Raw genomic sequence first — 25,444 nt, forward strand, 5'->3', positions numbered from 1 at the left:
TCGCCGACGCCATCGGCCGTGAGATCCCCGTCGAGCGGATCACCCGCGCCGAGGCCGAGCAGCAGATGGGCGCCCACATGCCCGCCCACATGGTCTCCTCGCTCCTCGACCTGTGGGAGGCCGCCTGCCACGGCCCCGCCGCCGTCGCCGACACCACCGAAACCCTCCTCGGCCGCCCCGCCCGCACCTACCGCCAGTGGGCCCACGAGAACTCCGCCGCCTTCACCGGCCACTGACCCCAAGGGATCCCATGTCCAGGGCCTCAGCCCCCGCCCCTCCCCGCACCACGCCCCCCACCACCGACCGCCGCCGCTGGGCCGTCCTCGCCGTCGTCCTCTTCGCCGCGGTCCTCGACCTCCTCGACGCGACGATCACCAACATCGCCGCCCCGGCCATCGCCGCCGACCTGAACGGCGGGGAGGCCCTCGTCCAGTGGCTCGGCGCCGCCTACGCCCTGTCCATGGGCGTCCTGCTGGTGGTCGGCGGCCGGCTCGGCGACAAGTACGGACGCCGCCGGCTCTTCCTGACCGGCCTCACCGGCTTCACCCTCGCCTCCGTCGCCTGCGGCCTGGCCACCGGCCCCGCCTCCCTCATCGGATTCCGGCTCCTCCAGGGGGCCTTCGGCGCCCTGGTGATCCCGCAGGGCTTCGGCATCCTCGGCGCCGTCTTCCCCCGCGAGGAGATCGGCAAGGCCTTCAGGGTCTTCGCCCCCTGCCTCGGCCTGGCGACGATCAGCGGCCCGGTCCTCGCCGGGGTCCTGATCGACCACTTCGGCTGGCGCTCGATGTTCCTGATCAACATCGCCCTCGGCGGCCTCGCGATCCTCCTCGCCCTGCGCCTGCTGCCCCGCGACACCGGCGACCGCACGGTCACCGTCGACGGACCCGGCTCCGCGCTGCTCGCCGCCACGATGCTGGGACTGATCTACGGGCTGATCGACGGCTCCGCCCACGGCTGGACGACCGTCCCCCTGCTCTGCCTCGCCGCCGGAGTCGCCTCCTTCGCCCTCTTCTGCCTGCGCCAGCGCAGCGCCGCCGCCCCGCTCATAGAACCCTCGCTGCTGCGCAGCCGCGCCTTCACCTCCGGCCTGCTCCTCGGCCTCGTCTTCTACGCGGCGGTCGCCGGCCTCCTCTTCGTCCTGTCCCTCTTCCTCCAGGACGGGCTGCACCGCACCCCGACCGGGGCCTCCCTCGGTCTCGCCCCGATCGCCGGCGGCATCATCGTCGCCTCGATCGCCGCGCACCGCTTCAGGGAGCGCCTCGGCCGCGCCCTCGTCCTCGTCGGCCTGCTGCTCACCCTGGCCGGCACCCTGGCGCTGATCGCGCTGGTCCTGGCCACCGCCCCGACCGCGTGGACGCTCGCCCTCCCGGTCTTCGTCACCGGCCTCGGCCTCGGCACCTGCTTCGGCACCGTCTACGAGGTCACGCTCGGCGGCATCGACCCGAAGGAGTCCGGCAGCGCGAGCGGTTCGCTGTCCGCCGTGACCCAGCTCGCCAACAGCATCGGCGCCGCCGCCATCACCACGGTGTACTTCCACACCTCCGGCGGCAGCGCTACCGCCGCCTTCCACAGCCTGGCCGTCGTCGCGGCGGCCGTCCTCGCCTGCTGCGGCCTGGTCCGGCTGCTGCCCCCGGGGCCCCTCGCCCGGCACCACTGACGACGGACGAGCGGGGCGGCCCGGCAGCAGCCGGGCCGCCCCGCTCGGGGCTTCCTCAGAACAGGTCGGTGATGAACTGGTAGCTCGTGGGGTCACCGGGCATCTGCCAGTGGACGCCCTGGAGGAAGAAGCAGGCCACCAGGTTGCTGACCGCGAAGAAGGCCAGGACGCCCAGGGTGATTCCGGCGGCGCGGCGCAGTGCGGGCGAGCCCTGGGCGGCGTCCAGGGTTTTGACGACACTCCCTAGGGGGACCCCGTGCGGGCGTACGCGCGCCGAGCCGCCCCCTGCCCGTACGGACAGGGGGAGTTCACCCCTGTGAGTGGCGCCCCGCGCGCCGAGCCGCGCCGGAGCGGCCGCTCCCGGCCCCGGCGGGCCGCCTCAGGGAGCGGAGGCGGAGCCCCGGCCCCCTCCCGCACCGCCCGGCGCGGGCACCCGCATCCAGTGCCCGTCCGTGCTCCAGCCCAGCAGCCGGCGCGCCCGGCCGCCCTCGCCCGTACCGTCCGCGTCGAAGGAACCGCCCCGGGCCACCAGGCGCAGACCCGCGAGCGCGGGGGCCAGCCGGGCCCGCACGTGCGCCGGGCGCAGCGCCGACTCCGCGTCGATCCAGGCCAGTACGGCCGCCCGCCCGGCCGGATCGCACAGCGAGAGGTGGAACAGCATCTGCCGCCACGCGTACGCCGCGTCCTTGATCGCGGGCAGCGGGCGCGGGTTGCCCTCCACCCGGGCCACCAGCCGGCACACGGTCTCGAAGCATTCCCGGGCGGGCTGCGCCCAGCCGCCCGGCACGGTGACCCCGGCCCGCCCGACCAGGGTGGCGAGGTTGTGCGTGGTGAGGATCTGGGCCTGCTCGATCACCTTGCCGTTCGCCGCCGTGGACCAGGCCCGGTCACTCCCCGCCCGCTCGGCGCACAGCGCGGCGAACTCGGGCGCGGTGCGCGCCGGTCGGCCGCTGCGCGCCGATTCGGCGGCCTGGGACACCGCCATCCGGCGCAGCCCCGCGTAGTCGATGCCGTAGTAGCGCGCGTACAGGCTCTCCTCCAGCAGCTCCCCGGCGACCCGGGCGGCGACGAGGAACTTCGGGCCGAAGGTGCCCATGAAGATGTCGGCGGCGAGCTCCTCCACGAAGGGCGCGCCCAGCTCCGCCTGCCGGGCCAGCTGGCCCAGCTCGCGCACCAGCGGGTTGGGCAGCACCGTGCCGGGGAAGGCGCGCACCGCCAGCCCGCCGAGCCGGCGCAGCGCTTCCGCGGCCGGCCCGGTGTCCGCGCCGTCGGCGCGCCGGTGGCCGGAGACCGCCCGCAGCCAGGGCAGTTCCTCGACCCGTACCTGCGACTCCAGGTTCAGCAGGAGCAGCGAGCGGCGGCCCCGGAAAGCGCGGTACGTCGCCGCCATCAGGTTCCGCAGCGGCCCGTCCGCGTACCGCTCGGCGGTGACCGCTCCGACCAGCTGCGGCACCAGCTCGGCCAGCACCTCCGCCGACGGCACCACCCCGCGCTCCACCAGCACCTCCAGCGGGGCGCTCAGCGCCGCCCGGAGGGCGCCGCCGACCGCCGCCGGCACCTCGGCACCGGCGGGCAGCCCCGTCTCGCGGGCCTCCTCGGCGGTCACCGGAGCCAACGGGGTGTCCGTGTCCGGGGTCCCGGCGCGCTGGTCGAGCCCGGAGACCCGGCGCAGTACCAGGCCGGCCAGCGCGTGGTGCGAGGGCAGCGCGGCCTGGCGGGCCTGGACCGCCCGGAGCCGGGCGTGCCCGGGAGAGCCCGGCGCGCCGCGCTTGGCCAGCATCGAGGTCACGGCGACCCGCAGCAGCCCGGCCAGGCGGGGCGCGGGCGCGCGGCCGGCGACCTCCTCCTCCAGAGCCCGGCGCAGGATCGCGGCGTTCGACTTCGGGTCCAGGTGCTTCGTGCAGAGGGTGTGCGCGGCGGCCAGCGTCCGGTAGCGCGCCAGCAGTCCGGCGCCCTGGGCGTGCCAGTCCGGCCCGGGCACGCGCCCGTGGGCCAGGAGCCGGTGCGCGAGCAGCTCGTCCTCGAAGGGGCGCCAGACGGCGAGCGCCTCGCGCTGGGTCTCCACGGCCGTGTCGGGTCCGCGGCGGGCCAGCGTCGCCGAGGCCTCGCCGACGGTACGGCGGTGCACGGAGTCCACCCCGGCCGCGGGGCGGTCGGCGGGGCGCGGGGAGAAGCGCAGCCGGCCGGCGAAGGGGCGCAGCACCGTGACGAGTTCCGCGGCGGAGTCGAAGTCCCCGGCGCGCACCAGCCACGCCACCGTCGCGAGGGCCGCCTCCTCGGGCACGTGCACCTCGTAGCGGCCGCTGTCGAGCAGCGACCACAGGTAAGCCAGGCCGTCCTCGGTGAGGAGGTACGCGAAGAGCTCCGCGCGGTCCGCCGGTACGCCGGCCAGCCGGGCGGCCTCCTCCTCGTACGGCAGCAGCGGGCCGCCGGCCGAGGCGCTGCCGGTGGCGAAGCCGCCGGTGACCACCTCGGGGGTGACCCAGGCGGGCAGCGCGGCGACGGGGGTGCGGGAGCCGATGGCCAGGGACCCGTCCGCGATGCCGGACAGGACGCTCTGCCACTTGCGGGCGCGGGATCCGGCGCGTTCGCGGGTGGCGGTGTCCGCGTGGGTCCGCGAGGTCCGCAGGGCGCGGGCCAGCTGCTCCGCCGCGTACGACGGCGACACGGTCACGGCCACCGGCTCGGGGCCGGGCCGGGACGGGTTCGGAGGCTGCTTGTCAGCGTGCGCGTTCATGGCCGACGTGGCAGGTTCCGCCCCTGCGCCCTCCGGGTAGGAAGCCCGGCGCTCTGCTGCTGAGCTACACGTCGTGGTAGGCCGTCAACCTAGGCGTCGGCCCGCCGGGTGCGCAAAGGTTTTTGCGGCGGCCCGTACGGCGGGCCGCCGCCCGCCCGGAGCACGCGGGAGATAAACCGCTTCAGGCCATCGGGGCGCGGGCCTCGTTGACGGTCCCCCGCCGTCCGGTCAGCGTGGGCACCGCCCTCCGGCAGCGAAGCCGGAACCTCCCCCCGAAGGCGGCGACGATGACTCGTTCCCCCCTGACCCGCACGGCCATCGCCACACTGGTGGCCGCCGGCCTCCTGACCGCGTCCGGATGCGGCCTGAGCGGAGGCGGCGCCGGTGCCGAGGAGGCCCGCAGAACCGGCGAGGTGTCCGGTGAGATCACCTTCCGCACCCTCCAGCTCAAACCGAAGTTCACCGCCTACGTCCAGGGCGTCATCGACTCCTTCGAGGCCGGGCACCCGAAGGTGAAGGTGAAGTGGGAGGACGTCCCCGGCGACGGCTACAACGAGAAGCTCGTCGCCGACGCCCAGGCCGGGGCCCTGCCCGACGTGGTCAACCTCTCCACCGACTCCTTCCAGCTCCTCGGGGACCGCGGCATGCTCGCCGACGTGGCCCGGCTCGACGGGGCGGTCGCCGCGGAGTACGTACCGGGAGCCTGGGAGCAGTTCAAACTGCCCGGCAAGGGCGACGGCGTGTACGCCTACCCCTGGTACGTGACCCCCGAGATCCTCACCTACAACAAGGACCTCTTCGTCGAGGCCGGCCTGGACCCGGACCGGCCGCCCACCACCGTCGAGCAGTTCTTCGACTACGCGGAGCGCATCGCCGCCCGCTCCGACGGCCGGTACGCCGCCTTCATGGCCGACCCCAAGGGCCGGCTGCCCGGCGACTGGCAGAAGATGGGCGTCCCCCTGCTCAACGACGCGCGGGACCGCTTCACCTTCGACACCGACCGGGCCGTCGCCTGGGTCGAACGGATGAAGGACCTCTACGCCAAGGGCGCCATGCCCAAGGAATCCCTCCTGAAGGCCGACGACATCAACCAGCTCTACGGCGCCGGCAGGCTCGTCTTCGGCCCCGGCTCCCCGGGCTTCGTCCGGGACGTCAAACAGAACGCCCCGCAGGTCTACGAACGCACCGCGGTCGCGGGCGCCGTCACCGGCACGCTCGGCCACATAGGGATCTACGCCCAGTCCCTCGGCATCCGCAAGGACACCAAGCACCCCGACGCGGCGGCCGAGTTCGCCAAGTGGGTCACCAACGGCCCCAACCAGGTGGAGTTCTCGAAGAACGCCACCATCTACCCCTCCAACGCCAAGGGCCTGGCCGACCCGCGCTTCGCCGACCGGGGCGACGGCAAGGACGCCGAGACCCTGGCCCGGGCCGTCGGCGCGGAGCAGCTGAAGACGGCCGGCCTCGACGCCAACACCCCCGTCCAGTGGACCAACCAGGTCGGCGACGCGGTGGTGCGGGAGGTGCAGAGGGCCATCCAGGGCGAGCAGGACGCCCGGACGGCGGTGCGCAGGGCCCAGGAGGAGGCCAACCGGCTGCTGGCCGCCGGGACGCGCAAGTGACCGCTCCCGCCCCGGCGGCCGCCGCTCCGGTGCGGGACCGGCACGACGGGAAGGCCCGGCGCCGGGCGGAACGCGGCATGGGGACCGACCCGGGCCTCGTCCACCGCAAATGGTGGACCCCCTACCTCTTCCTCGCCCCGGGCCTGGTGATGGTGGCCCTGTTCAGCCTCTGGCCGTTCCTCAACACCGTCGTGCTGTCCTTCACCGACGCCCGCATCCTGAGCGGCGGCTCCTTCGTCGGCCCCGACAACTACACCCGCGCCCTCACCGATCCCGACTTCTGGACCGCCACCCGCAACAGCGTGCTGTACCTGCTGGTCGTCGTCCCCTGCCTGGTCCTGCTGCCGCTGGCCCTCGCCGTCCTCGTCCAGGCGAAGGTCCCCGGCATCGGCCTCTTCCGCAGCGCCTTCTACACCCCGGTGATCGCCTCGGCCGTCGTCGTCGGCCTGATCTGGCAGTGGGTGCTGCGCAGCGACGGACTGGTCAACACCGTCTTCGAGGCGCTCGGCGTCGTCTCCGAGCCGATCCCCTTCCTCACCGACAGCACCATGCTGCTGTTCTCCGCCATGCTCGTGACCGTGTGGAAGGGCCTCGGCTACTACATGGTCTTCTACCTGGCCGCCCTCGGGAACGTCCCCGCCTCCCTCCACGAGGCGGCCGCCCTCGACGGCGCCGGCCCCGTACGCTGCTTCTTCAGCATCACGATCCCCCAGGTGAAGCCGATGATGCTGCTCGTCGGCACCCTCTCCGCGGTCTCCGCGCTGCGCGTCTTCACCGAGATCTACATCCTCGGCGGCGAGAGCGGCGGCCCCGGCGGCGGCGCCCGCACCCTGCCCTTCCTCATCCGGCAGGTCGGCCTCGGCTTCGCCGGGGAGACCGGCTACGCCTGCGCCATCTCCCTGCTGCTGTTCCTGCTGACCCTGGCCTTCAGCCTGCTGGGCCACCGCCTGTCGAAGGGGGACGAGAGTTGAGCGCCGCCGGGACCGGCCGCGGGCGCCGCCGCAGCGGCCTGGCCGTCCGCTACGCCGTGCTCGTGCTCATGCTCGTGCTGATGCTCGGGCCCATCGTCTGGCAGTTCCTGACCTCGGTCCGCGGCCGCACCGAGAACGTGTACGACGGGCTGCTGCCCTCGCGGCCCACCTTCGACAACTACCTGCGCGTCGCGGAGTCCTTCCCGCTCGCCCAGTACGTGGGCAACACCCTGGTGGTGGCGCTGCTCGCGGTCGCCTCCAACACGCTGTTCGCGGCGATGGGCGGCTACGCCCTCTCCCGGGCCGGTTGGAAGGGCCGCAGGGCCGTCTTCACGGTCCTCGTGGCGACCCTGATGTTCCCCTTCGAGTCCGTGATGATCTCGATGTTCCTCACGGTCCGCGAGATGGGCCTGGTCGACACCCTCGTCGGGGTGTGGCTGCCCGGCGCCGTGTCCGTCCTCAACATCATGATCATGCGGGCGGCGTTCCTCGCCGTCCCCCGGGAGATCGAGGAGGCCGCGGTCCTGGACGGTGCGGGGGAGTGGTCCCGGTTCACCCGGGTGTTCCTCCCGGGTGCCCGGGGCGCCCTGGCCGTCGTCTGCGTCACCAGCTTCATGGGCGCCTGGGACGACTTCCTGTGGCCCCTGCTGGTCCTCACCGACAGCGACCACTACACCCTCCAGCTCGGCCTGAAGACCCTGGCCGGGGCCACCACGACCAGCGATCAGCGGATCGTCGCGGCGGGCGCGATGACCGCCCTCGTCCCGATGGTGCTGCTCTTCCTCCTCCTCCAGCGTTTCTTCTTCAAGGGAGTGGGCGAGGGGGCAGTCAAGACCTGACCACCGCACCCCCGTCCGGCCCCCGCCCGTCCGCCGCCCGTCCGCCGCCCGTCCGCCGCCCGTCCACGTCCCCCGACGACCTCCTGGAGCCGCCTCGTGCACGACGACCGCAGCATCACCGAACACCGCCTCCGCCGGGTCCTCAAGGAGCGCATCCGGCCCGCCGTCCACTCCCGCCCCGTCCCCCTCACCGTCGAGCGCTGGGAGGCCCCGGGCGAACCCGTCCCGGTCGCCGAGGCGCTGGCCGCCCCGTACGTGCCCTGCGCGGCCGGCGACGCCTGGGGGCCGGCCTGGGGCACCACCTGGTTCAAGGTCACCGGCGAAGTGCCCGCCGGCTGGGCGGGCCGTACCGTCGAAGCCGTCCTCGACCTCGGCTTCGACCGGATGATGCCCGGCTTCCAGTGCGAGGGACTGGTCCACCGGGCCGACGGCACCGAGGTCAAGGCCCTCAACCCGTACAACGACTGGGTGCGGGTGGCCGACGCCGCCGCGGGCGGCGAGCGGGTCGAGTGGTACGTCGAGGCCGCCTCCAACCCCGTCCTGGTCGAGCACGCCCCCACCTCCGAGGGGGACCGGCTGACCAGCGGGGACCGGCCGCTCTACCGGCTGGCCCGGATGGACCTCACCGTCTTCGAGGCCGAGGTCTGGGAACTCGTACAGGACCTCGACGTCCTCGCCGAACTGATGGCCCAGCTCGGCGGGGACGACGCACGGCGCTACGAGATCCTGCGCGCCGTGGACTCCGCCCTCGACGAGGTCGACCTCGGCGACGTCGCCGGTACGGCCGCCGCCGCCCGCGCACGCCTGACCGGGGTGCTGGCCGCCCCGGCGAACGCCTCCGCGCACCGGATCAGCGCGGTCGGCCACTCCCACATCGACTCGGCCTGGCTCTGGCCGTTGCGCGAGACCGTGCGCAAGGTGTCGCGCACCACCTCCAACATGGTCGCCCTGATGGACGAGCACCCGGAGTTCGTCTTCGCCATGTCGCAGGCCCAGCAGCTCGACTGGGTCAAGACCCACCGGCCCGAACTCTTCGAGCGGGTCAAGAAGAAGATCGCCGACGGTCAGTTCGTACCCGTCGGAGGCATGTGGGTGGAGTCCGACACCAACATGGTCGGCGGCGAGGCCATGGCCCGCCAGTTCCTCTACGGTAAGAAGTTCTTCCTGGACGAGTTCGGCATCGAGACCCGCAACGTCTGGCTGCCCGACTCCTTCGGCTACACCGCGGCGATGCCGCAGCTCGTCAGGCTCTCCGGCGCGCAGTGGTTCCTGACCCAGAAGATCTGCTGGTCCCAGGTCAACAAGTTCCCGCACCACACCTTCTGGTGGGAGGGCATCGACGGCACCCGCGTCTTCACGCACTTCCCGCCCGTCGACACCTACAACAGCGACCTCGGCGGCGCCCAGCTGGCCCACGCCGCCCGCAACTACCAGGAGAAGGGCCGGGGCACGCGCTCCCTGGTGCCCTTCGGCTGGGGCGACGGCGGCGGCGGCCCCACCCGCGAGATGCTGGCCAGGGCCCGGCGCCAGCGCGACCTCGAAGGCTCCCCGCGCGTGGAGATCGAGCGGCCCGACGCCTTCTTCGAGAAGGCCCGCGCCGAGTACGAGGACGCCCCCGTCTGGGCCGGCGAGCTCTACCTGGAGCTCCACCGCGGCACCTACACCTCGCAGGCCCGGACCAAGCAGGGCAACCGGCGCAGCGAGTCGCTGCTGCGCGAGGCCGAACTGTGGGCGGCGACGGCCGCCGTCCGCGTACCGGGCTTCCGCTACCCGTACGAGGACCTGGAGCGCGTCTGGAAGACCGTCCTGCTCCACCAGTTCCACGACATCCTGCCCGGCTCCTCCATCGCCTGGGTGCACCGCGAGGCCCGCGCCACTTACGAGAAGGTGCGCGAGGAGCTGGAAGCGATCACCCTCGCGGCACAGACCGCCCTCGCGGGCGCGGGCGAGGAGGAACTGGTCTTCAACTGCGCCCCGCACGAGCGCCGCGGCGTCCCGGCCGGCGGCGCGGGCCGGGCGCGCGCGGCCGAGCAGCCGGTCACGGTGGAGGAGCGGCACGGCGGCGGGCACGTCCTGGCCAACGGGCGGCTGCTGGTGGAGATCGACGGGCGGGGGCTGATCGTCTCCGCGTACGACCTGGAGGAGGGCCGCGAGGCGCTCGCCCCGGGCAGTGCCGCGAACCTGCTCCAGATCCACCCCGACTTCCCGAACATGTGGGACGCCTGGGACATCGACGCCTTCTACCGCAACAAGGTCACCGACCTCACCGCCCTCGACTCCCTGGAGGTCACCGGGCGGGAGCCGGACTCCGGCACCGTCACGGTCACCCGCTCCTTCGGCTCCTCCACCGTCACCCAGGCCGTCACCCTGCGGGCCGGGGCCAAGACGGTGGACATCGCCACGGACGTGGACTGGCACGAGACGGAGAAGTTCCTCAAAGCCGCCTTCCCGCTCGACGTCAAGGCCGAACGGACCGCCTCCGAGACGCAGTTCGGGCACGTGTACCGGGCCACCCACACCAACACCTCCTGGGAGGCCGCCAAGTTCGAGATCTGCGCCCACCGCTGGATCCACGCGGAGGAGCCCGGCTGGGGCGTGGCGCTGCTCAACGACTCCACGTACGGGCACGACGTCACCCGGCACATCCGGGCGGACGGCGGCCAGACCACCACCGTCCGGCTCTCCCTGCTGCGCGCCCCCCGCTACCCGGACCCGGAGACCGACCAGGGACGCCACAGCCTGCGCTTCTCCCTCGCGCCCGGCGCCGGGATCGGGGACGCGGTGCGCGAGGGGCACGCGTTCAACCTGCCCGAGCGGGTCCTGCGGGGCGCGGGGCCGGTGGCCCCGCTGCTGGCCGTCGACCACGACGCGGTGGTGGTGGAGGCGGTCAAGCTCGCGGAGGACCGCTCCGGGGACGTGGTCGTCCGGCTGTACGAGTCCCGGGGCGGCCGGGCGAGGGCCGTGCTGAGGCCCGGGTTCGCGGTCACGGAGGCGGTCGAGAGCGACCTCCTGGAGCGCCCGCTGCCGGGCTCGGCGGTCGGCGCCCCCGCCCCCGACGGCGGGGTCGCCCTCACCCTGCGGCCGTTCCAGATCGTCACGGTCCGCCTCCGGCGCGGGTGAGCCCCCTAGGGGGTGTCTGACGGATCAGGGCCGGGCCGGGCCGGGCCGGCCCGGCGGCCCGGCGGCCCGGCTCCGCCGCGTTCATCCGGTCGGCCGAGCAGCGCAGGCCACCGGGGCTCCGCCGGGCAAGGCTGTGGGGAGGAACGCCACCACACAGACGAGGACCGCCCCATGTCCCACAGCCGACGGATCAGCACCATCGTGGGGGTCGCGGCACTGCTGCTGACCGCCTCCGCCTGCTCCGGCCTGGGCCGGAGCACCGTGGGCATGCTCACGTTCCGCGGCCACGACTCACCGGCCGAGCTGAGCTACTCCAACACCCCGGTCAAGGGCTGCCACAAGATCCGCATCCCGAAGGGGGCCACCCACGTCGAGAACAACACCCTCGTGGACATCGTCCTGTACCGGACGGAGAACTGCGGCAAGGCCGAGGCCGAAGGGGCCGAGGGCGCCGAGGGCGTCTACGTGGCCACCAAGCTCTCGAACGTGACCGCCCCGCACAGCCTGCCCTGGCGCAGCTTCAGGGTCATCCACTGACGGGTCCCGGCGGGAGCCGGCACCCGTCAGCGGCGTGAACTGCGCCACACCCCCGGGGGCGCGCGCCCCCGGGCCGGGGATTCCCGGCCCCGGGGGCGCGCAGCCGGTTATGCACTTAGTTGCAAAACCCGGCCCTCCTCGCTAGAACAGGTTCATCACCCCCGCGCGAGGAGGCGCCCCCTCATGAGTTCCCAGAGCCGGTACCCGCACCTGCTGAGCCCCCTGGACCTCGGCTTCACCACGTTGCCGAACCGCGTGATCATGGGGTCGATGCACACCGGCCTCGAAGAGCACGCGCACGGCTTCGAGCGCCTGGCCGCCTTCTACGCCGAGCGCGCCCGCGGCGGCGCCGGCCTGATCGTCACCGGCGGCATATCGCCCAACGACGCCGGACGCCCCTTCGAGGGCGGCTCCCGCCTCACCACCGAGGAGGAGGCCGCCGAGCACCGGGTGATCACCGATGCGGTGCACGCCGAGGGCGGGAAGATCGCGATGCAGATCCTCCACTTCGGCCGCTACGCCTACCACAAGGACCTCGTCGCCCCCAGCGCGATCCAGGCCCCCATCAGCCCCTTCGTCCCGAACGAGCTCACCGACGCCGAGGTCGAGGGCACCATCGAGGACTTCGTCCGCGCGGCCCGCCTCGCCAAGCTCGCCGGCTACGACGGCGTCGAGATCATGGGCTCCGAGGGCTACCTGGTCAACGAGTTCATCGCCGCCGCCACCAACAAGCGCACCGACCGCTGGGGCGGCGCGTACGAGAACCGCGTGCGCTTCCCGCTGGAGATCGTCCGGCGCACCCGCGCGGCCGTCGGCGACGACTTCATCCTGATCTACCGGCTCTCGATGCTGGACCTGATCCCCGGCGGCTCCACCCTCGACGAGGTCGTCCACCTCGCCAAGGAGATCGAGGCGGCCGGCGCCACCATCATCAACACCGGCATCGGCTGGCACGAGGCCCGCATCCCCACCATCGCCACCTCCGTCCCGCGCGGCGCCTACACCTGGGTCACCAAGCGGCTGATGGGCGCGGTCGGCGTCCCGCTCGTCACCAGCAACCGCATCAACACCCCCGAGAAGGCCGAGGAGATCCTCGCCGACGGGCGCGCCGACCTGGTCTCCCTCGCCCGCCCCTTCCTCGCCGACGCCGACTTCGTCGCCAAGGCCGCCGCCGGGCGCTCCGAGACCATCAACACCTGCATCGGCTGCAACCAGGCCTGCCTCGACCACACCTTCAGCGGCAAGATCACCAGCTGCCTGGTCAACCCGCGCGCCTGCCACGAGACCGAGCTCGTGCTCTCCCCCACCCGGACGAAGAAGCGCGTCGCCGTCGTCGGCGCCGGCCCGGCGGGCCTCGCCTGCGCGGTCACCGCCGCCGAACGCGGCCACGCCGTCACCCTCTTCGAGGCCTCCGGCCACATCGGCGGCCAGCTCGACGTGGCCCGGCGCATCCCGGGCAAGGAGGAGTTCGAGGAGACCATCCGCTACTTCGGCACCCAGCTCACCGCCCGCGACGTCGACGTCCGCCTCGGCACCCGCGCCGACGTGGACACCCTGCGCGGCTACGACGAGGTCGTCGTCGCCACCGGCGTCACCCCCCGCACCCCCGACATCGAGGGCGTGGACCGGGACAACGTCGTCAGCTACCTCGACGTACTGCGCGACGGCGCCCCCGTCGGGCAGCGGGTGGCCGTCCTCGGCGCCGGCGGCATCGGCTTCGACGTCGCCGAGTACCTCACCGACAGCGGCGAGGGCGCCGCCCAGGACCCCGAGGTCTACTTCCGGCACTGGGGCGTCGACACCGCGTACACCGGCCCCGGCGGCCTCACCGCCCCCGAGCGGCCGGCGGCCCCCCGGCAGGTCACCCTGCTCCAGCGCAAGACCACCAAGGTCGGCGCCGGACTCGGCACCACCACCGGCTGGATCCACCGTGCGGAGCTCAAGCACCGCGGGGTCGTCTCGGTCGCCGGTGCCACGTACGAGCGGATCGACGACGAGGGCCTGCACATCACCGTGGGCGGCGAACCGCACCTCGTGCCCGCCGACACGGTCGTCCTGTGCACCGGCCAGGAGCCGCGCCGCGACCTGTACGAGGCGCTGCGCGCCGAGGGCGTCGAGGCGCACCTGATCGGCGGCGCCGACGTCGCCGCCGAACTCGACGCCAAGCGCGCCATCCGCCAGGGCACGGAACTGGCGTCCTCCCTCTGAGGAGTTGTGGCGGCCCGCTCCGGGCCGCCACAATCACCGGGTGACGTTGACACCGGCAGACGCGGACAAGATCCTCACCGACAACTTCGCCCCCTGGGTGCTGGCCCTCGGCCTCACCGTCGAGGAGACCGGCGAGCGGCACGCCGTCCTGCGGCTGCCCTGGTCGGACTCCCTGGCCCGCGACGGGGGCGGCCTGTCCGGCCAGGCCCTGATGGCCGCAGCCGACACCGCCACCGTCATCGCGGTCTCCGCCGCGCGCGGGGCGTACGGCCCGATGACCACCGTCCAGCAGTCGACGAGCTTCCAGCGTCCGGTGACCGGCACCGACGTGCTGATCGACGTACGCCTCACCAAGCTGGGCAAGCGCATGGCCTTCGCCGACGTCACCATGACCCCCGAAGGGGCCTCGGAGCCGGCGGCGAAGGCCTCCACGGTCTACGCCCTGCTCGGCTGACCCGGCGGCGTCAGAACCGCGGGGGACCGGCCGGGAACGGCAGCGGCTTCGGCGTCGGCAGCACGTCCTGCCGCTGGGCCGGTGCCGGAGCCGCCCGGCAGGTCACGTCCCGGGCGGGCAGCCGGCCCGTGGCCAGGTAGGAGCTGACCGGGGCGTTGGCGCAGGAGTTGGGGTCGACCAGGTACACGCCGTGGCCCTCCCCGCCCATCGCGAGCACCATCCGCGAGCCCTTCAGGGACCGGTGCAGTCCCTGTCCGCTCACCAGCGGGGTCTGCGAGTCCCACTCGTTCTGCACGGTCAGCACGTTCGCCCGGGTCTTCACCGGGGTGGCCGCCTCGACGGGCCGCTGCCAGAAGGCGCAGGGCTTGATGTTGGAGGCGAAGTCCCCGTAGAGGGGGTACCTGGCCTTGTCCCGCGCCGCGTCCCGCGCGTACTGGCCGGGATCGCGCGGCCAGGCATCGGTGTCCCCGCACAGCACGGACCACAACACGGCCGTGCTGTTGTCGGAGGCCGGAGCCGCGGGGCGCAGCAGCTTCTTCACGTCCGGCACGCCCGGGCCGGCGGGCTGCGGGGCGCCCTCGGCGGCCGCCTTCAGCGCGGCGACGAGGGGCGCTGCCTGCTGCGGGTAGAAGAACAGGGGACGTGCGGTGCGGATGTCATCGCCCGTCAGCTTCATCCCCTGGATTTCGATCGGCTCGCGGTCGGCCCGGGCCACCAGCCCCCAGAACGTCGCCGACACCGCCTGCGGCGTCGCACCGAGCCGGTACTCGCCGTCGCGCTCCGCCGTCCACCGCGTCCACCGGGCGAAGGCCGGCTCGGCCTCGGTGGCCCACGCCTGGAACATCCCGCGCCACAGCAGCTGCGGGTCGACCCCGCTGTCGAGCACGAAGCGGTCGGTGCGGGAAGGGAACATCTGGGTGTAGACCGTGCCGAGGTAGGTCCCGTACGAGTAGCCCACGTAGGAGATCTTCCGCTCGCCCAGGGCCGCGCGGATCGCGTCCATGTCGCGGGCCGTGTTCCGGGTGGTGATGTACGGGAGGACCGAACCGGCCTTCTCCCGGCACTTGTCCGCGACGGTGCGCGCCCAGGCGACGTCGGAGGGGAAGGTCTCGGGGCGGTACGGGCGGTCGATGTTCTGCTCGGCCTCGTCGAGTCCGCAGCTGATCGGGCTGCTGTTCCCGACTCCGCGCGGGTCGAAGCCGATCAGGTCGTACTGCTCCCTGACCTCCTTCGGCATGACCTCCTCCATCATCAGAGGCAGGTCGAGCCCCGGGCCGCCGGGGCCGCCGGGGTTCAGGAGCATGATCCCGTGCCGTTTGGCCGGGTCCTGGCTCTTGATCCGGGATATGGCGAGGTCGATGGTCCTGCCGCGGGGCCGCTGGTAGTCGAGCGGCACCTTGACGGTCGCGCACTCGTACGCGGCCGGCTGGTCCGGGCTGCAGCGGTGCCAGGAGGGCTGCTGGGGCTGGTAGTCGCCGGCTGCGGGGGCGGCCGCCGCCTGCGTGGCGGAGAGCAGCGGAACGGAGGTCGCGAGGAGACCGACGGTGGCGAGCAGGGGTGCGAGGCGTTTCATGCGCACGAAGTGCCGTTCCTTTCGGAGAGGGGCGGTTCCGTGCTCACCTTGGAGGACGCGGGCGGTGGGGCGAATCATCCCCCAGGGCGGCTCTCGTACTCCTTCGTGCAACTCGCGAATGAGGTAAATTCCGGACAACTGGCCGACGCGCCGTCCCTGTTGGAGAGACGGGAGCCGCGGCCCCGGACTCAGTGCCCGGTGTGCCCGGTGCCGGTCTCCAGCGTGCCGCCGAGGCGTTCGCGGAGCGCGGTCAGGGCTTCGGGCGACTGGGCGGTGACCACCCAGCGGTTCCCCACCAGGTAGACCCCGCCGTACACCCGGGTCTCCGCCAGCCAGGCGCGCAGGCCCTCCTCGGCGGCGAAGGTGGTCAGGCGGTAGGCGCCCTGCCCGGTGGCGCAGGCCCCCTGGCGCAGCTCGTCGGCCTCGGTGCTCAACTCGGCGGTGCAGCCCAGGGCGGAGGCGAGCTCCTCCACCGTGGCGGTCCGCCCGGCCGGGCTCCCGCCCGCGTGTGCCGCGTGGGCAGCCGCACCGGGGTGTTCGGCCGGTTCGGTGGCGCAGCCGGCGGTCAGCAGGGTGCCGCACAGCGCGGCACCGGCCGCGAGGAGGCGGCGGGTCCGGCGGTCGGACGGGGGCATGGCGGCCTCACTGGAGGGGATCGGCGGGAGGGGGGTGTGGTGCCCGGCGGGGAGGGGAGGGGGCCGGGCACCACGGCTCATGGGTGTCCCGGCCGGCTCAGCCGGCCGCCTTCGCCTTCTTCCCCTTGTCGGTGACGGCCCACCAGAGGTTCTGCTTGCCCTGCCCGTTGACGTCGCCGGGCGCCTTGTCACCGGTGAACGTGTAGACCGGCCAGCAGTCGATCGTCAACTGCTCCGTCCCGTCGGGCCTTTTCACCGACCCGACCAATGTGGCGTCGATTCCCGACACCTTTGTTTTGTCGACGGGCGGGGCAGGCTTCCAGGTGTCCGTGCAGGAATCCACACAGCCGATCTTCATCGGCCAGGCACTGTCCTTGTCGAACCGGTAGAGGGTCCAGCCCTCCGCGTTCTGGACGATATTGCCGAGCTGGGCGTTCTGCCGTACCGAAAGCGCGACCTCAGCGGCTCCCTGCGTCCCTTCCTTCGCTCCTCCCTCCTGTTCCATTCCGTGTCCCGGCATTCCCGTTCCCGTTCCCGCGCCCGTTCCCTTTCCGGCGCCCGTTCCCTTTCCGGCGCCGGCCGGTTTCCCGTCGGGTCCCAGGACGTGCCAGGTGCCGCCGACGCCCTCGCCGAGGGCGTCGCCCGCCTTGGTGTCCTTGGCGTAGCGGTACACCGGCCAGCCCCCGACCGTCAGCTGCTTGCTGCCGTCGGCCCGGGTGACCGAACCGAGCAGGGCCGCGTCGATGCCCGCCCCGGCCGAGGCCTCGTCCGCCGGGACCACCGGCCAGGCCTTGGCGCAGTCGCCCTCACAGTTGGACTTGGGCGGCTTCGCGGTGTCCTTGTCGAAGCGGTAGAGCGTGAACCCGTCGCCGTCGGCGACCCCGGAGCCCACGTTCGCCATCTCCCGCACCTGGAGCTTCCCGGCCGGCCCGCTCTGCCCCGCGCCACCCGCCGGCGCTGCGCCGGAGCCCTCGCCGTAACCCGATCCGGAGCCCGCCCCGTATCCCGAACCCCCGTCGGAGCCATATGCGCCGAGCTGCTTTCCGGAGCCCGCCTGCTGGACCGCGTCCGCCTTCGAGGAAGGTTTTTCGGCGGCACCGCAACCGGCCGTCAGCAGCAATACCGCGACCGCCGACCCGGCGATTATCTCCCGGCGCATTGTCTTCACGATCTCTCCTTGGGACTCGGTGCCGTCGTGCTCTTTGCCTGCGGTCATTGATACGGGGAGAACGGCGGCCGGAGCGGATATCCACGGGAATTTGTCAGATCGCGCCAAGAATGAACTCGAAGGCGTCCCGCACACGTGCACCCGCTCATTCCTGGATGCGCAGCGCGAGGGCGGGGCAGCGGCGGACCGCCCGCAGCGCCTTGGGCCGCAGGTGGCCCGGCACCGGCATGGACGCCTCGGCCGGGTAGCCGTCCGCGTCGAGCCGTACGACATCGGGCAGGACGTCCACGCACAGTCCGTGCCCCTTGCACAGGGTCCAGTCCACCACCAGCCGCTCCGGCGGGCTCTCGTCCTGCGGCAGCGGCAGCGCCCCCACGATCCGCCGCCCGCAGCCGCTGCCGAGGGCGTGGTCGCGGAACTCGTCGGGGAACGCGGCGAGCGCCGAGGCCACGAAGTGCGAGGTGCCGTCGGGATGGCTGCACGCACCCCGGCCCCGGACGGCCCTCAGCCGTGCCTCCACCGCGTCGAGGGCGCCGCGGCCCCCGCCCCGCACGGCGTCCTCCAGTACGTCGGCCAGCGCGGGCAGGCCCCGTACGCAGGGCCCGCACTGCCCGGCCGACTCCTTCGCCATCCAGCGCGTCACCCGCGCGACCTCGCCCGCCGGACAGGTGTCCTCGGGCAGCGGCAGTACCGCCCCCGCCCCCAGCACCGCGCCGAAGGCGGACAGCGACCCCCGCGACACGTCCGCCGAGCGGGCCGCCCCGGGATCCAGCCAGCGGCCGTGGTACCCGCCGACCAGCACGCCCTGCCCGGTACGGGTGCCGCACAGGTCGAGGATGTAGGCCAGCGAGGTCCCCGTCGGGGTCTCGACCACCGTGTGGCCGGCGACGGTCAGCAGCACGGTGCCGGGCTCGGAGGGCAGACCGGCCGCCCGGTAGTCGGGGGCGCCCATCCGGGCGGCGACGGCGAGCTGCGCGTAGGTCTCGGTGTTCGACAGCAGCGTCGGCACCCCGCCCAGCCCCCGCTCGCTGGTCCGCACCCGCCGGCCGGACGGCAGCGCCGCGCCCCCGTTCAGCCCGCCCACCAGGGCCGTTCCCTCACCCGTCACGAAGCGCTCGGGCAGCCGCGAGACGCGCACCCGGCGCCCGCCCGGCCCGCGTTCCGCCACGGCGTCCCGGACCGAGCGCTCCACGTCCGCCCGGGTGACGGCCACGACCACCTCCTCCGCGGCGACCGCGGCGGCGGCCAGCAGGGCGCCGTCGAGCACCAGGTGCGGGGAGTGCAGCAGCAGGGCGGTGTCCTTGAGGCAACTGGGCTCCCCCTCACTGCCGTTGACCACCACGGCCGTCGGACCCTCCCGCTCCCGGGCGGAGCCGATGACGGCGCGCAGCTTCCGGGCGAAGGGGAAGCCGGCCCCGCCGCGCCCCCGCAGGTCGATGTCGGCGGCCAGGCCGACGAGTTCGTCCGCGGCGTAGCGCGGCAGCGGGCCGTGCGCCGTCAGATGGGCCTCGCGGTCGAGCCGCGGGTCCCGGTCGAGCCCGGCCAGCAGCCGGGGGGTGCCCACGCAGCCGAGGCCGGGGCGCGCGGGTCCGCTCACGACCACCGCTCCCCGTCGCCGCGGCCCCCGGACCGCCGGTCGGCGCCCCGGCCCGCCGCGGCGGCCGCGTAGGGGGCGCGGTCGGGCCGCGGCGGCCCCGCCGCAGGTCCGGAAGGCGTGCTCCTGCGCGGCCGTACGAGCAGGTCGGCCAGCGGCACGTCCTGGATGAAAAACGGGCGTACGCGCGGGGGTTGGGCGGGCGCGTCCCCGGCGCCGGTGTTCTGCGGGACGGACGGCTGCCAGGCGGCGCCGAGCCCGCGGGCCCTGACCCGGAAGGCGAGCAGGCCGATGACGCCGGCCAGGCACAGCCCGTAGGCCGCCGTCACCCAGGTGTCGGCGGCGCGGCCGGCCTTCAGCCCGTGCAGCAGCGACGCGCCCCACGCCGGGTACGCGCCGATGTGCAGGGCCCGCCACCACAGGGAGCGGCTCTTGGTGGCGAACACACTACGCAGGGCGCCGGAGACCGCCACGGCCACGAAGAGATATCCGGCCAGGGTGCCCAGGCCGATGACGACGGGTCGGTCCGTGTCCGCGAACGGCACCGCGGCGGCAGCGGCGTCGGCCTGCTTCCCGGCCACCTTGACCCAGATGTGCAGGCCGAGGAAGCCCAGCCCCGCCACGGCGAGGCCCCGGTGCACGCCCTGGGCCAGCAGCCGGTGGCCCGACCCGAGCAGCACCCGGTCGGTGGCCACCAGCCCCCACAGGACGGTGGAGGTCAGACAGACGAGCGAGAGCACGCCCGCGCCGAAGTCGAGGAACTCCCACAGACGGGTCAGGGCGCCCGCGCGGGCCGCCACGAGGAGCGAGACGAGGGCCGCGCCGGCGGCGCACAGCGCGCTGGGGCGGAGTCTTCCGGCGGCGGGCAGCAGTGAGGGCCGCCGGACGGCCCGCCGCCCGGCGGCCGGAGCCGCGGCGGCCTCCGCCGCGTGGCGACTCCTGCGTCGTGCCCTGTGGGAGCGGGGTATGTGCGGCTGGGGCAGGGGCATGCGGTTCTCCTGTGCACCCGGGCTCCGAGCGGTCCACCTCGCGCTCGGCACCCGGGGGTTGGGGGACGGTGACGGTCGGCAGCGCTGCGAATTCCCGCGCCGGCCGAGGGGGTCGGGGGCCGGAGTGCAGCAGCATCGTGGAGCTACGCAGCATCTCCACAGGATTTATCGAAACGTGATAATTTCTCGCACCGCGTCTACAGCGCATCGAACAACCCCGGAAGATTCCCCTCCAGTGGAGGTTGCGACAGGCCACCGCCTCGTCGGCCATCCATGCGCCCCCGGCGGCAAAAACAAGGCAAACCCGCGGGGCCGAAAGTGGCCGGAACCCTCCAGAAGGGGACGCGATGGCTGCAACTCTCTTGGCAGACAGGGCTGTTGGTGAAACAGACAACCCTGGCGGGCCTGTCACCCCTGCACCGGACAGGCCTCACCCCGGCAAGAACGAGGAAACGATGTGCGAACTTCTGAACCGCATCTGGTCCCGCCCGCGCGGAGAGTGGACCCGCGTACTGCGCAGGGAACTCCCCGCGCTGGCCGCGGAGATAGTGGAGGAGCTTCTGCATGGAATTCCGGAATTTTCCGCCCTTGTCGATGACAACGATGCCATCGATGACGATCTGCTCAGGCTGAGGGTGGAAGAGGCCCTTCTCTCCGCTCTCGGCTACCACGACGGCGGCGACCGCGACCCGCGATGCGGGGAACCTGTGGAGGACCCCGCCGAGGACATGACCGGCACCGCCCCGGAAGCCCGGGCCCGCCGCACCGGGCCCGCGCAGGACGAGGACCGGCACGACGGGCGCGTCGAGGAACCGCGGGGCGACGTAAGGGAATGCGTACGCGAACCCGCGCGCGAACACGAGCGCACCGACGGCGGCCACGGCGCGGGCCACCCGCTCGGCCAGGTCCCCGCCGCCCCGCCGGACCGGGCCCGGCAGGAGCTCTTCAGGGCCCTCACCGACGACCGGACCGCGTGCGAGGGCTCCCTCGCCGAACTCGCCGAGGCCGCCCACTGGCCCCTCCCGCCCGCCGTACGGGCCGTCGCCCTGGCCACCCCCGGCGAAACGCAGCAGCTGGCGGCCGTACTCGACGACGCCCTCGCCGGCATGTTCGCCGGCCGGCCCTGCCTGCTGCTCCCCAGCCCGGACCCCGACGCCCGCACCGCCCTCGAACTCCCCCTCCGCGGCAGGTTCGCGGCCGTCGGCCACGCCGTCGCCCCGCGCGACACGGCCTCCTCGCTGCGCTGGGCGCTGCGCCTGCTGACCCTGACGCCCAACCGCGGCGGCCTGGACACCCGGGCCGTCTTCGTCGACGACCACCTCTCGACCCTCATGCTGCTCCAGGACGAACCCCTCGCCCACGCCCTGGCCGCCCGCTGGCTCAAGCCCCTCGCCGACCTCACACCCCGTCAGAGCGAGCGGCTGGAGGTCACGTTGCTCGCCTGGCTGGAGGGCGGCGGCGCCCCGGAGGCGGCCAAGGCCCTGAGCGTGCACCCGCAGACGGTGCGCTACCGGATGCGCCAGCTGGAGAAGCTCTTCGGGCCGGGACTGCGCGACCCCCGGACCCGCTTCGAACTGGAGATGGCCCTGCGCAGCCGCCGGCTGATGGCCCAGGTGCGGCGCCAGCACTCGCGCACCGGCCGCAGGAACGGACGGGTGGTCACCGCCGACTTCACCCCCCTGGTCGTCGGACGGATGGCCCGCGTCAACGGACTGTGAGCCGCGCGCTCCCTCCCCCGCGAGCACGCGAAGGGCGGTGGCCCGGAGCCCTTTCGGCTCCGGGCCACCGCCCTGTCCGCCCCGACGGGCACCGGGCCGGCTCAGCGGCAGGTGCGCCCGCCGTTGATGCAGCCCACGGCCTTGGCCATCAGAGCGTTCGACATGACGTTGATGAAGTCGCCGTGGTCGGTGACCGGCTTGTGCAGCTGCTCGGGGAAGCTGTCCACGGCGATGCGCGCCCCCGGCGCCACGCCGTACGTGATCCGCTGCACCAGCTGCGGGATGGCGGTGAAGCCCTTCTTGCAACGGCCGTTCTTGTCCGCGAAGGCCACGTGCGTACGGTGGTTGGCGCTGTCCGTGTTGCGGCCGTCCCAGCAGCTCTGGAAGGTGAAGGTGCGCACCACGTCGCTGCCCTTCGGGCAGACGGGGTACTTGTCCTTCAGCTGGCGGTCCTCGAAGCCGGTGCAGCTCCAGGAGGCGTTGGCGTTGGCCGTGCCGTTGCTGAAGGCCTTGGCGTCACCCGTGATGATCCGCAGGAACCGGGGCATCGCCTTGACCTGGCCCACGGGACTGCCCTTGAAGCTGATCGTCACCTGCTTGGGCCGCAGGATCGTGCCCACGTTGGCGTCCTGCCCGCCGCCCGGGGCCTTGGCGTCCTTCTCCGCCCTGCCGTCGCGCAGCCGCAGCACCGGCCAGTAGTACGTCGACTGGTCGCCGTTGCCGCAGGTGGTCCCGGAGGCGGCGAGGCTGTCGTTGGTGGAGAAGGCGTCGGTGGTCTTGTTGCCCACGTAGTCGTGCATGTGGTGCGCGCCGTTGGAGACGCCCGGCGCGACGATGACGTTGTCGGGGTTGAAGTGGCCGTTCTCGTTGCGGCCGCACTCGGAGCTGAAGGAGCCCTTGGACGCGCCCCCCGAGGGCGCGGGGGTGCGTACGTTCGGTTTCACCTTGGTGATGTCGACGAAGTCGCTCCTCGCCGGCCCGCCCTTCTGCCCGATGCTCCGGGCGGCGGCGTCCGGACCCGAGGCCGCGGCCGCGGCGGCGTCGGGAGCGGCCTCGTCCTGCGCCGCCGGCGCCTCCTTCATCTCGCATCCGCTGAGCTTGTCCAGCCCCTCCGGCCGCCCGGAGGAGCGGCCTATCGCGTCGGACACCCGCGTGATGGTCGTCGCGCGCTGGTCCCGGAGCCGGCCGAGGAGGGCGTCCTTCTGCGTCTTGCCCTCCACCTGTCCGGAGGCGAGCTGACGGTAGGCGTCGGCCACCTGGACGTCCAGCTGGGCGAGGTTCTCGTCGACCTCGCCCCTGGCCTGGTCGGGGACCGAGGTGAGCCGGTCGCCCACGTCCGGGCAGTCGATGGTGGCCGTCACCTGCCCCGTACGGCCGTCCTGCCCGGCACTCGCGTTGCCGGCGACGACGGCGACCCCGCCACCGCCCAGCACCAGGGCGGAGACCACCGCGAGGAGCTTGAACCGGGGGCGCCTGTGGCCCTTGTGACTCATGCGATCACTTCACTTCGTTTCGTCGGTCGGACATCTGAGGGGGCGCGGCCCCCTGGTGGTGGACCGGGGCGGGGGAGGCGGGCGCCGGGCTCGCGTCGGAGACGGAGTCGAAGTCGACCAGCCCGCTCTCCTCCAGGACCGTGATGTGGTCCAGCACGGTGGCGTTGGCCGAGGTGGCGAGGGAGCGCACCATCGAGTTGCGGGTCTGCGCCCGGATCTGCGCCAGCAGGGCGAACACCTTGCCGTGCGCGCGCCGCAGCAGCTGGATGAACAGCCGCTCGTACTCGGCGTCGGAGGCGTTCGTCAGCTGGTTCAGCCAGTCCTGCTGCTGGGCGCTCGGCCGTTCGGGCAGGTCCACGCCGAGGGCCTGGCCGACCTGGAGCACCTGCCGGTCCAGCTCGGTGTGCCCCTCCACCAGGTGCGTCCCGGCGGTGCGCACCGAGGGCCGGGTCCCGCGCTGCTGCGCCTGCCGTCCCGCGGGCAGCTCCCACAGCCCGGCCAGCCGTACCTTGCGGACGAAGTCCCGGTCGGCGGCGGACAGGGGGCCGTAGGCCGTGCTCATGGTCCCTGCGCCGTCGTCCTCGGTACCCGGTTTCGCGGCCGTTCCCGCCGCGGCGGCCGAGGCGCGGTCGCCGAACTTCGACACGGGGATCAGCAGCGCTATGAGCGTGACGGCCAGGGCGGTGATGACCAGGCCGCTCCCGATCGTGTATCTCGTGGCCACCGACAAGCCGCTGACGGATCGCCGTCGCAATGACAGCACAGTGCCTCCTCGCTCCGTGGGCCGGCAGGAGCGGGGCGGCAGCGGCGGCAGGCGCCCTGCGGTGCGCACCCGAACTCCTGGGGTGCCACGGGACGCTAGTGCCCCGTGCGGGGCCGCTGCGGAAGGACCATCACCATCGGATAAACATCCGGGCGAGCCCTCGGAGGGCTGCTATCTTGCCGCGGTCTGCCGGTCGGGCGTGGTGTACGCGAAGTTCAGCGCGACCCGCCGCAGCCCGGGCCGGCGCAGCGCGGTCACCTGGTGGGCGGTGGTGTCGGCGCGCAGCAGATAGCCGTCGCCGGGCCGGTGGTGGGCCCGGCGCGCGACCTCGTCCGCCGCTGCGGGCAGGGCCGTGCCCCTGGGCCCGTACTGGAGCAGCCCGCCGTCCCGGGCGGAGCCGGGTGCCTCGGAGAAGACCACGAGGGCCAGCGGATGGCCGTGGGTGTGCTCGCCGTGGGTGTCGTCCTGCGGGTGCAGGATGTCGATCACGTGCCGTTCCCGCGGATCGGCGACGGTGACGGCATCCAGCTCGGAGACCGCGCGCACCAGCTCGATCAGCGCGGGGTCGTGGTAGACGCGCGGGATCAGCTCCGACTCCTCGGCGATCAGGTGCCCGCCGAGGGTGGTCATGGGGCGCGGCGCCCCCCGTTCCAGGTGGGCCGCCATCGATTCGAGGCGCCGGATCTCGCGCCGCAGCGGCACGAGCCGGTCGGGCGGGACGAGCCCGGGGAGCGGTACGTAGCCCTGGGCGGCGAAGCGCTCGCGCAGGCCGCGGTGGTCGGCAGGCAGAAGCAGCACGTACCGGTCCTACCCCGCGGCGCGGTACGCCGACCGGACGGCCCGGAAAGGCCATCCGGTCGGCGGCACCGGTCAACCGTTACGGCCCTCACGGCCAGGGCACAGGTCGAGCGGGTCGCACAGCATGACGACCTGGTAGGGGCCCTGCGCGCGATCCGTGCCGTGGGGTGCGAACCGCCACTGGGAGGGCTTGACGTGCCGGGTCCGGCCCGTCTTCTCCACATGGGCGTGCAGGGTGCGCGTCGCGGAGTCGTTCGTCTCCACCATGACCTCGTCCGCGGCGAGCGGGAAGTGGTCATGGAGCAGGCACAGCCCGAAGCGGTCCAGGTTCCCGTGCTTTTCGAGCACGTCGACCAGGTCCTGTACGAAAGCCGCGTCCGAGGGTCCCAGCCCTTCCGCTTCCTCGAAGCGGGGGAGCGGCTTCCTCGCGATGGTGGATTCCTTGGAATGGATCATGACATGTCCCATGGGGTGTCGGAGGATCCCCGATGCCATCATCGATCGCCCGCCGGGCCCGTGCAATCCGGTTGGCGGCGGCCGCCGGGGTGAGTGCCGGGACCTGCGGCCG

The 25,444-nt window shown here is 73.4% G+C and carries 19 protein-coding genes, 1 tRNA gene and 1 pseudogene; 10 read left to right on the forward strand and 11 right to left on the reverse strand.

Features of this window, described 5'->3' with window-relative positions:
- Together ACZ518_RS31475 and ACZ518_RS31480 are read left to right on the forward strand one after the other, a co-directional pair.
- Positions 1 to 236: pseudogene (locus ACZ518_RS31475) on the forward strand (NAD(P)H-binding protein); the annotation flags it as partial.
- Between the two features lie 14 nt (positions 237 to 250).
- A complete protein-coding gene (locus tag ACZ518_RS31480; protein WP_469116436.1) occupies positions 251 to 1,657 on the forward strand; it encodes an MFS transporter in 1,407 nt (468 codons plus the stop codon).
- 379 nt (positions 1,658 to 2,036) lie between these two features.
- Here ACZ518_RS31480 and ACZ518_RS31485 read toward each other — a convergent pair whose 3' ends face one another.
- Positions 2,037 to 4,394, reverse strand: a complete 2,358-nt coding sequence (locus ACZ518_RS31485) for an ATP-binding protein (protein ID WP_469116437.1) — start codon at positions 4,392 to 4,394, stop codon at positions 2,037 to 2,039.
- Positions 4,394 to 4,468: transfer RNA gene (locus ACZ518_RS31490), tRNA-Gly, on the reverse strand. The genes ACZ518_RS31485 and ACZ518_RS31490 overlap by 1 nt, the downstream gene beginning before the upstream one ends.
- A 213-nt stretch (positions 4,469 to 4,681) precedes the next feature.
- Between ACZ518_RS31490 and ACZ518_RS31495 the strand changes: the two genes are divergently transcribed.
- From ACZ518_RS31495 to ACZ518_RS31525, 7 genes are all read left to right on the forward strand, one after another.
- Positions 4,682 to 6,016, forward strand: coding sequence for an ABC transporter substrate-binding protein (locus ACZ518_RS31495; RefSeq protein WP_469116438.1), 1,335 nt, complete (start codon positions 4,682 to 4,684; stop codon positions 6,014 to 6,016).
- Positions 6,013 to 6,987, forward strand: a complete 975-nt coding sequence (locus ACZ518_RS31500) for a carbohydrate ABC transporter permease (RefSeq protein WP_469116439.1) — start codon at positions 6,013 to 6,015, stop codon at positions 6,985 to 6,987. The genes ACZ518_RS31495 and ACZ518_RS31500 overlap by 4 nt, the downstream gene beginning before the upstream one ends.
- A complete protein-coding gene (locus ACZ518_RS31505) occupies positions 6,984 to 7,826 on the forward strand; it encodes a carbohydrate ABC transporter permease (RefSeq protein ID WP_469116440.1) in 843 nt (280 codons plus the stop codon). Before ACZ518_RS31500 ends, ACZ518_RS31505 begins: the two co-directional genes overlap by 4 nt.
- Before the next feature lie 96 nt (positions 7,827 to 7,922).
- The gene (locus ACZ518_RS31510; RefSeq protein ID WP_469116441.1) at positions 7,923 to 10,946 is read left to right on the forward strand and encodes an alpha-mannosidase; all 3,024 of its coding nucleotides are present in this window, start codon (positions 7,923 to 7,925) and stop codon (positions 10,944 to 10,946) included.
- A 171-nt stretch (positions 10,947 to 11,117) separates the two neighbouring features.
- Positions 11,118 to 11,483, forward strand: coding sequence for a hypothetical protein (locus ACZ518_RS31515; RefSeq protein ID WP_469116442.1), 366 nt, complete (start codon positions 11,118 to 11,120; stop codon positions 11,481 to 11,483).
- A 183-nt stretch (positions 11,484 to 11,666) separates the two neighbouring features.
- The gene (locus ACZ518_RS31520) at positions 11,667 to 13,691 is read left to right on the forward strand and encodes an oxidoreductase (protein WP_469116443.1); all 2,025 of its coding nucleotides are present in this window, start codon (positions 11,667 to 11,669) and stop codon (positions 13,689 to 13,691) included.
- Between the two features lie 40 nt (positions 13,692 to 13,731).
- Positions 13,732 to 14,145, forward strand: a complete 414-nt coding sequence (locus tag ACZ518_RS31525; RefSeq protein WP_469116444.1) for a PaaI family thioesterase — start codon at positions 13,732 to 13,734, stop codon at positions 14,143 to 14,145.
- 10 nt (positions 14,146 to 14,155) lie between these two features.
- Here the strand turns inward: ACZ518_RS31525 and ACZ518_RS31530 are convergent, their stop codons facing one another.
- The 5 genes from ACZ518_RS31530 to ACZ518_RS31550 form a co-directional block, all read right to left on the reverse strand.
- Positions 14,156 to 15,724: an alpha/beta hydrolase gene (locus ACZ518_RS31530; protein WP_469116445.1), complete on the reverse strand. Its 1,569-nt coding sequence runs from the start codon at positions 15,722 to 15,724 to the stop codon at positions 14,156 to 14,158.
- A 182-nt stretch (positions 15,725 to 15,906) separates the two neighbouring features.
- Positions 15,907 to 16,353 carry a hypothetical protein gene (locus ACZ518_RS31535; RefSeq protein WP_469116446.1) on the reverse strand — a complete coding sequence of 149 codons (447 nt, stop codon included), beginning with the start codon at positions 16,351 to 16,353 and terminating at the stop codon, positions 15,907 to 15,909.
- A gap of 97 nt (positions 16,354 to 16,450) precedes the next feature.
- Complete coding sequence (locus ACZ518_RS31540; protein ID WP_469116572.1) at positions 16,451 to 17,512, reverse strand: SCO0930 family lipoprotein; 1,062 nt, start codon at positions 17,510 to 17,512, stop codon at positions 16,451 to 16,453.
- Between the two features lie 154 nt (positions 17,513 to 17,666).
- Positions 17,667 to 19,118, reverse strand: a complete 1,452-nt coding sequence (locus ACZ518_RS31545) for an NADH-ubiquinone oxidoreductase-F iron-sulfur binding region domain-containing protein (protein ID WP_469116447.1) — start codon at positions 19,116 to 19,118, stop codon at positions 17,667 to 17,669.
- Positions 19,115 to 20,104, reverse strand: coding sequence for a hypothetical protein (locus ACZ518_RS31550; RefSeq protein ID WP_469116448.1), 990 nt, complete (start codon positions 20,102 to 20,104; stop codon positions 19,115 to 19,117). The genes ACZ518_RS31545 and ACZ518_RS31550 overlap by 4 nt, the downstream gene beginning before the upstream one ends.
- Positions 20,105 to 20,559: 455 nt before the next feature.
- Between ACZ518_RS31550 and ACZ518_RS31555 the strand changes: the two genes are divergently transcribed.
- Positions 20,560 to 21,822, forward strand: coding sequence for a PucR family transcriptional regulator (locus ACZ518_RS31555; protein WP_469116449.1), 1,263 nt, complete (start codon positions 20,560 to 20,562; stop codon positions 21,820 to 21,822).
- Positions 21,823 to 21,923: 101 nt separating this feature from the next.
- On the opposite strand, the gene ACZ518_RS31560 is transcribed toward ACZ518_RS31555, so the two are convergent.
- The 4 genes from ACZ518_RS31560 to ACZ518_RS31575 all read right to left on the reverse strand — a co-directional run bounded on the left by ACZ518_RS31560 (position 21,924) and on the right by ACZ518_RS31575 (position 25,332).
- Complete coding sequence (locus tag ACZ518_RS31560; protein ID WP_469116450.1) at positions 21,924 to 23,315, reverse strand: DUF1996 domain-containing protein; 1,392 nt, start codon at positions 23,313 to 23,315, stop codon at positions 21,924 to 21,926.
- A gap of 4 nt (positions 23,316 to 23,319) precedes the next feature.
- A complete protein-coding gene (locus ACZ518_RS31565) occupies positions 23,320 to 24,039 on the reverse strand; it encodes a DUF4142 domain-containing protein (RefSeq protein ID WP_469116451.1) in 720 nt (239 codons plus the stop codon).
- Between the two features lie 210 nt (positions 24,040 to 24,249).
- Positions 24,250 to 24,876, reverse strand: a complete 627-nt coding sequence (locus ACZ518_RS31570) for a HalD/BesD family halogenase (protein WP_469116452.1) — start codon at positions 24,874 to 24,876, stop codon at positions 24,250 to 24,252.
- Positions 24,877 to 24,948: 72 nt separating this feature from the next.
- Positions 24,949 to 25,332: a hypothetical protein gene (locus ACZ518_RS31575; RefSeq protein ID WP_469116453.1), complete on the reverse strand. Its 384-nt coding sequence runs from the start codon at positions 25,330 to 25,332 to the stop codon at positions 24,949 to 24,951.
- Positions 25,333 to 25,444 lie beyond the last annotated feature (112 nt).

The sequence above is a fragment of the Streptomyces sp. NPDC033966 genome (assembly GCF_055575955.1).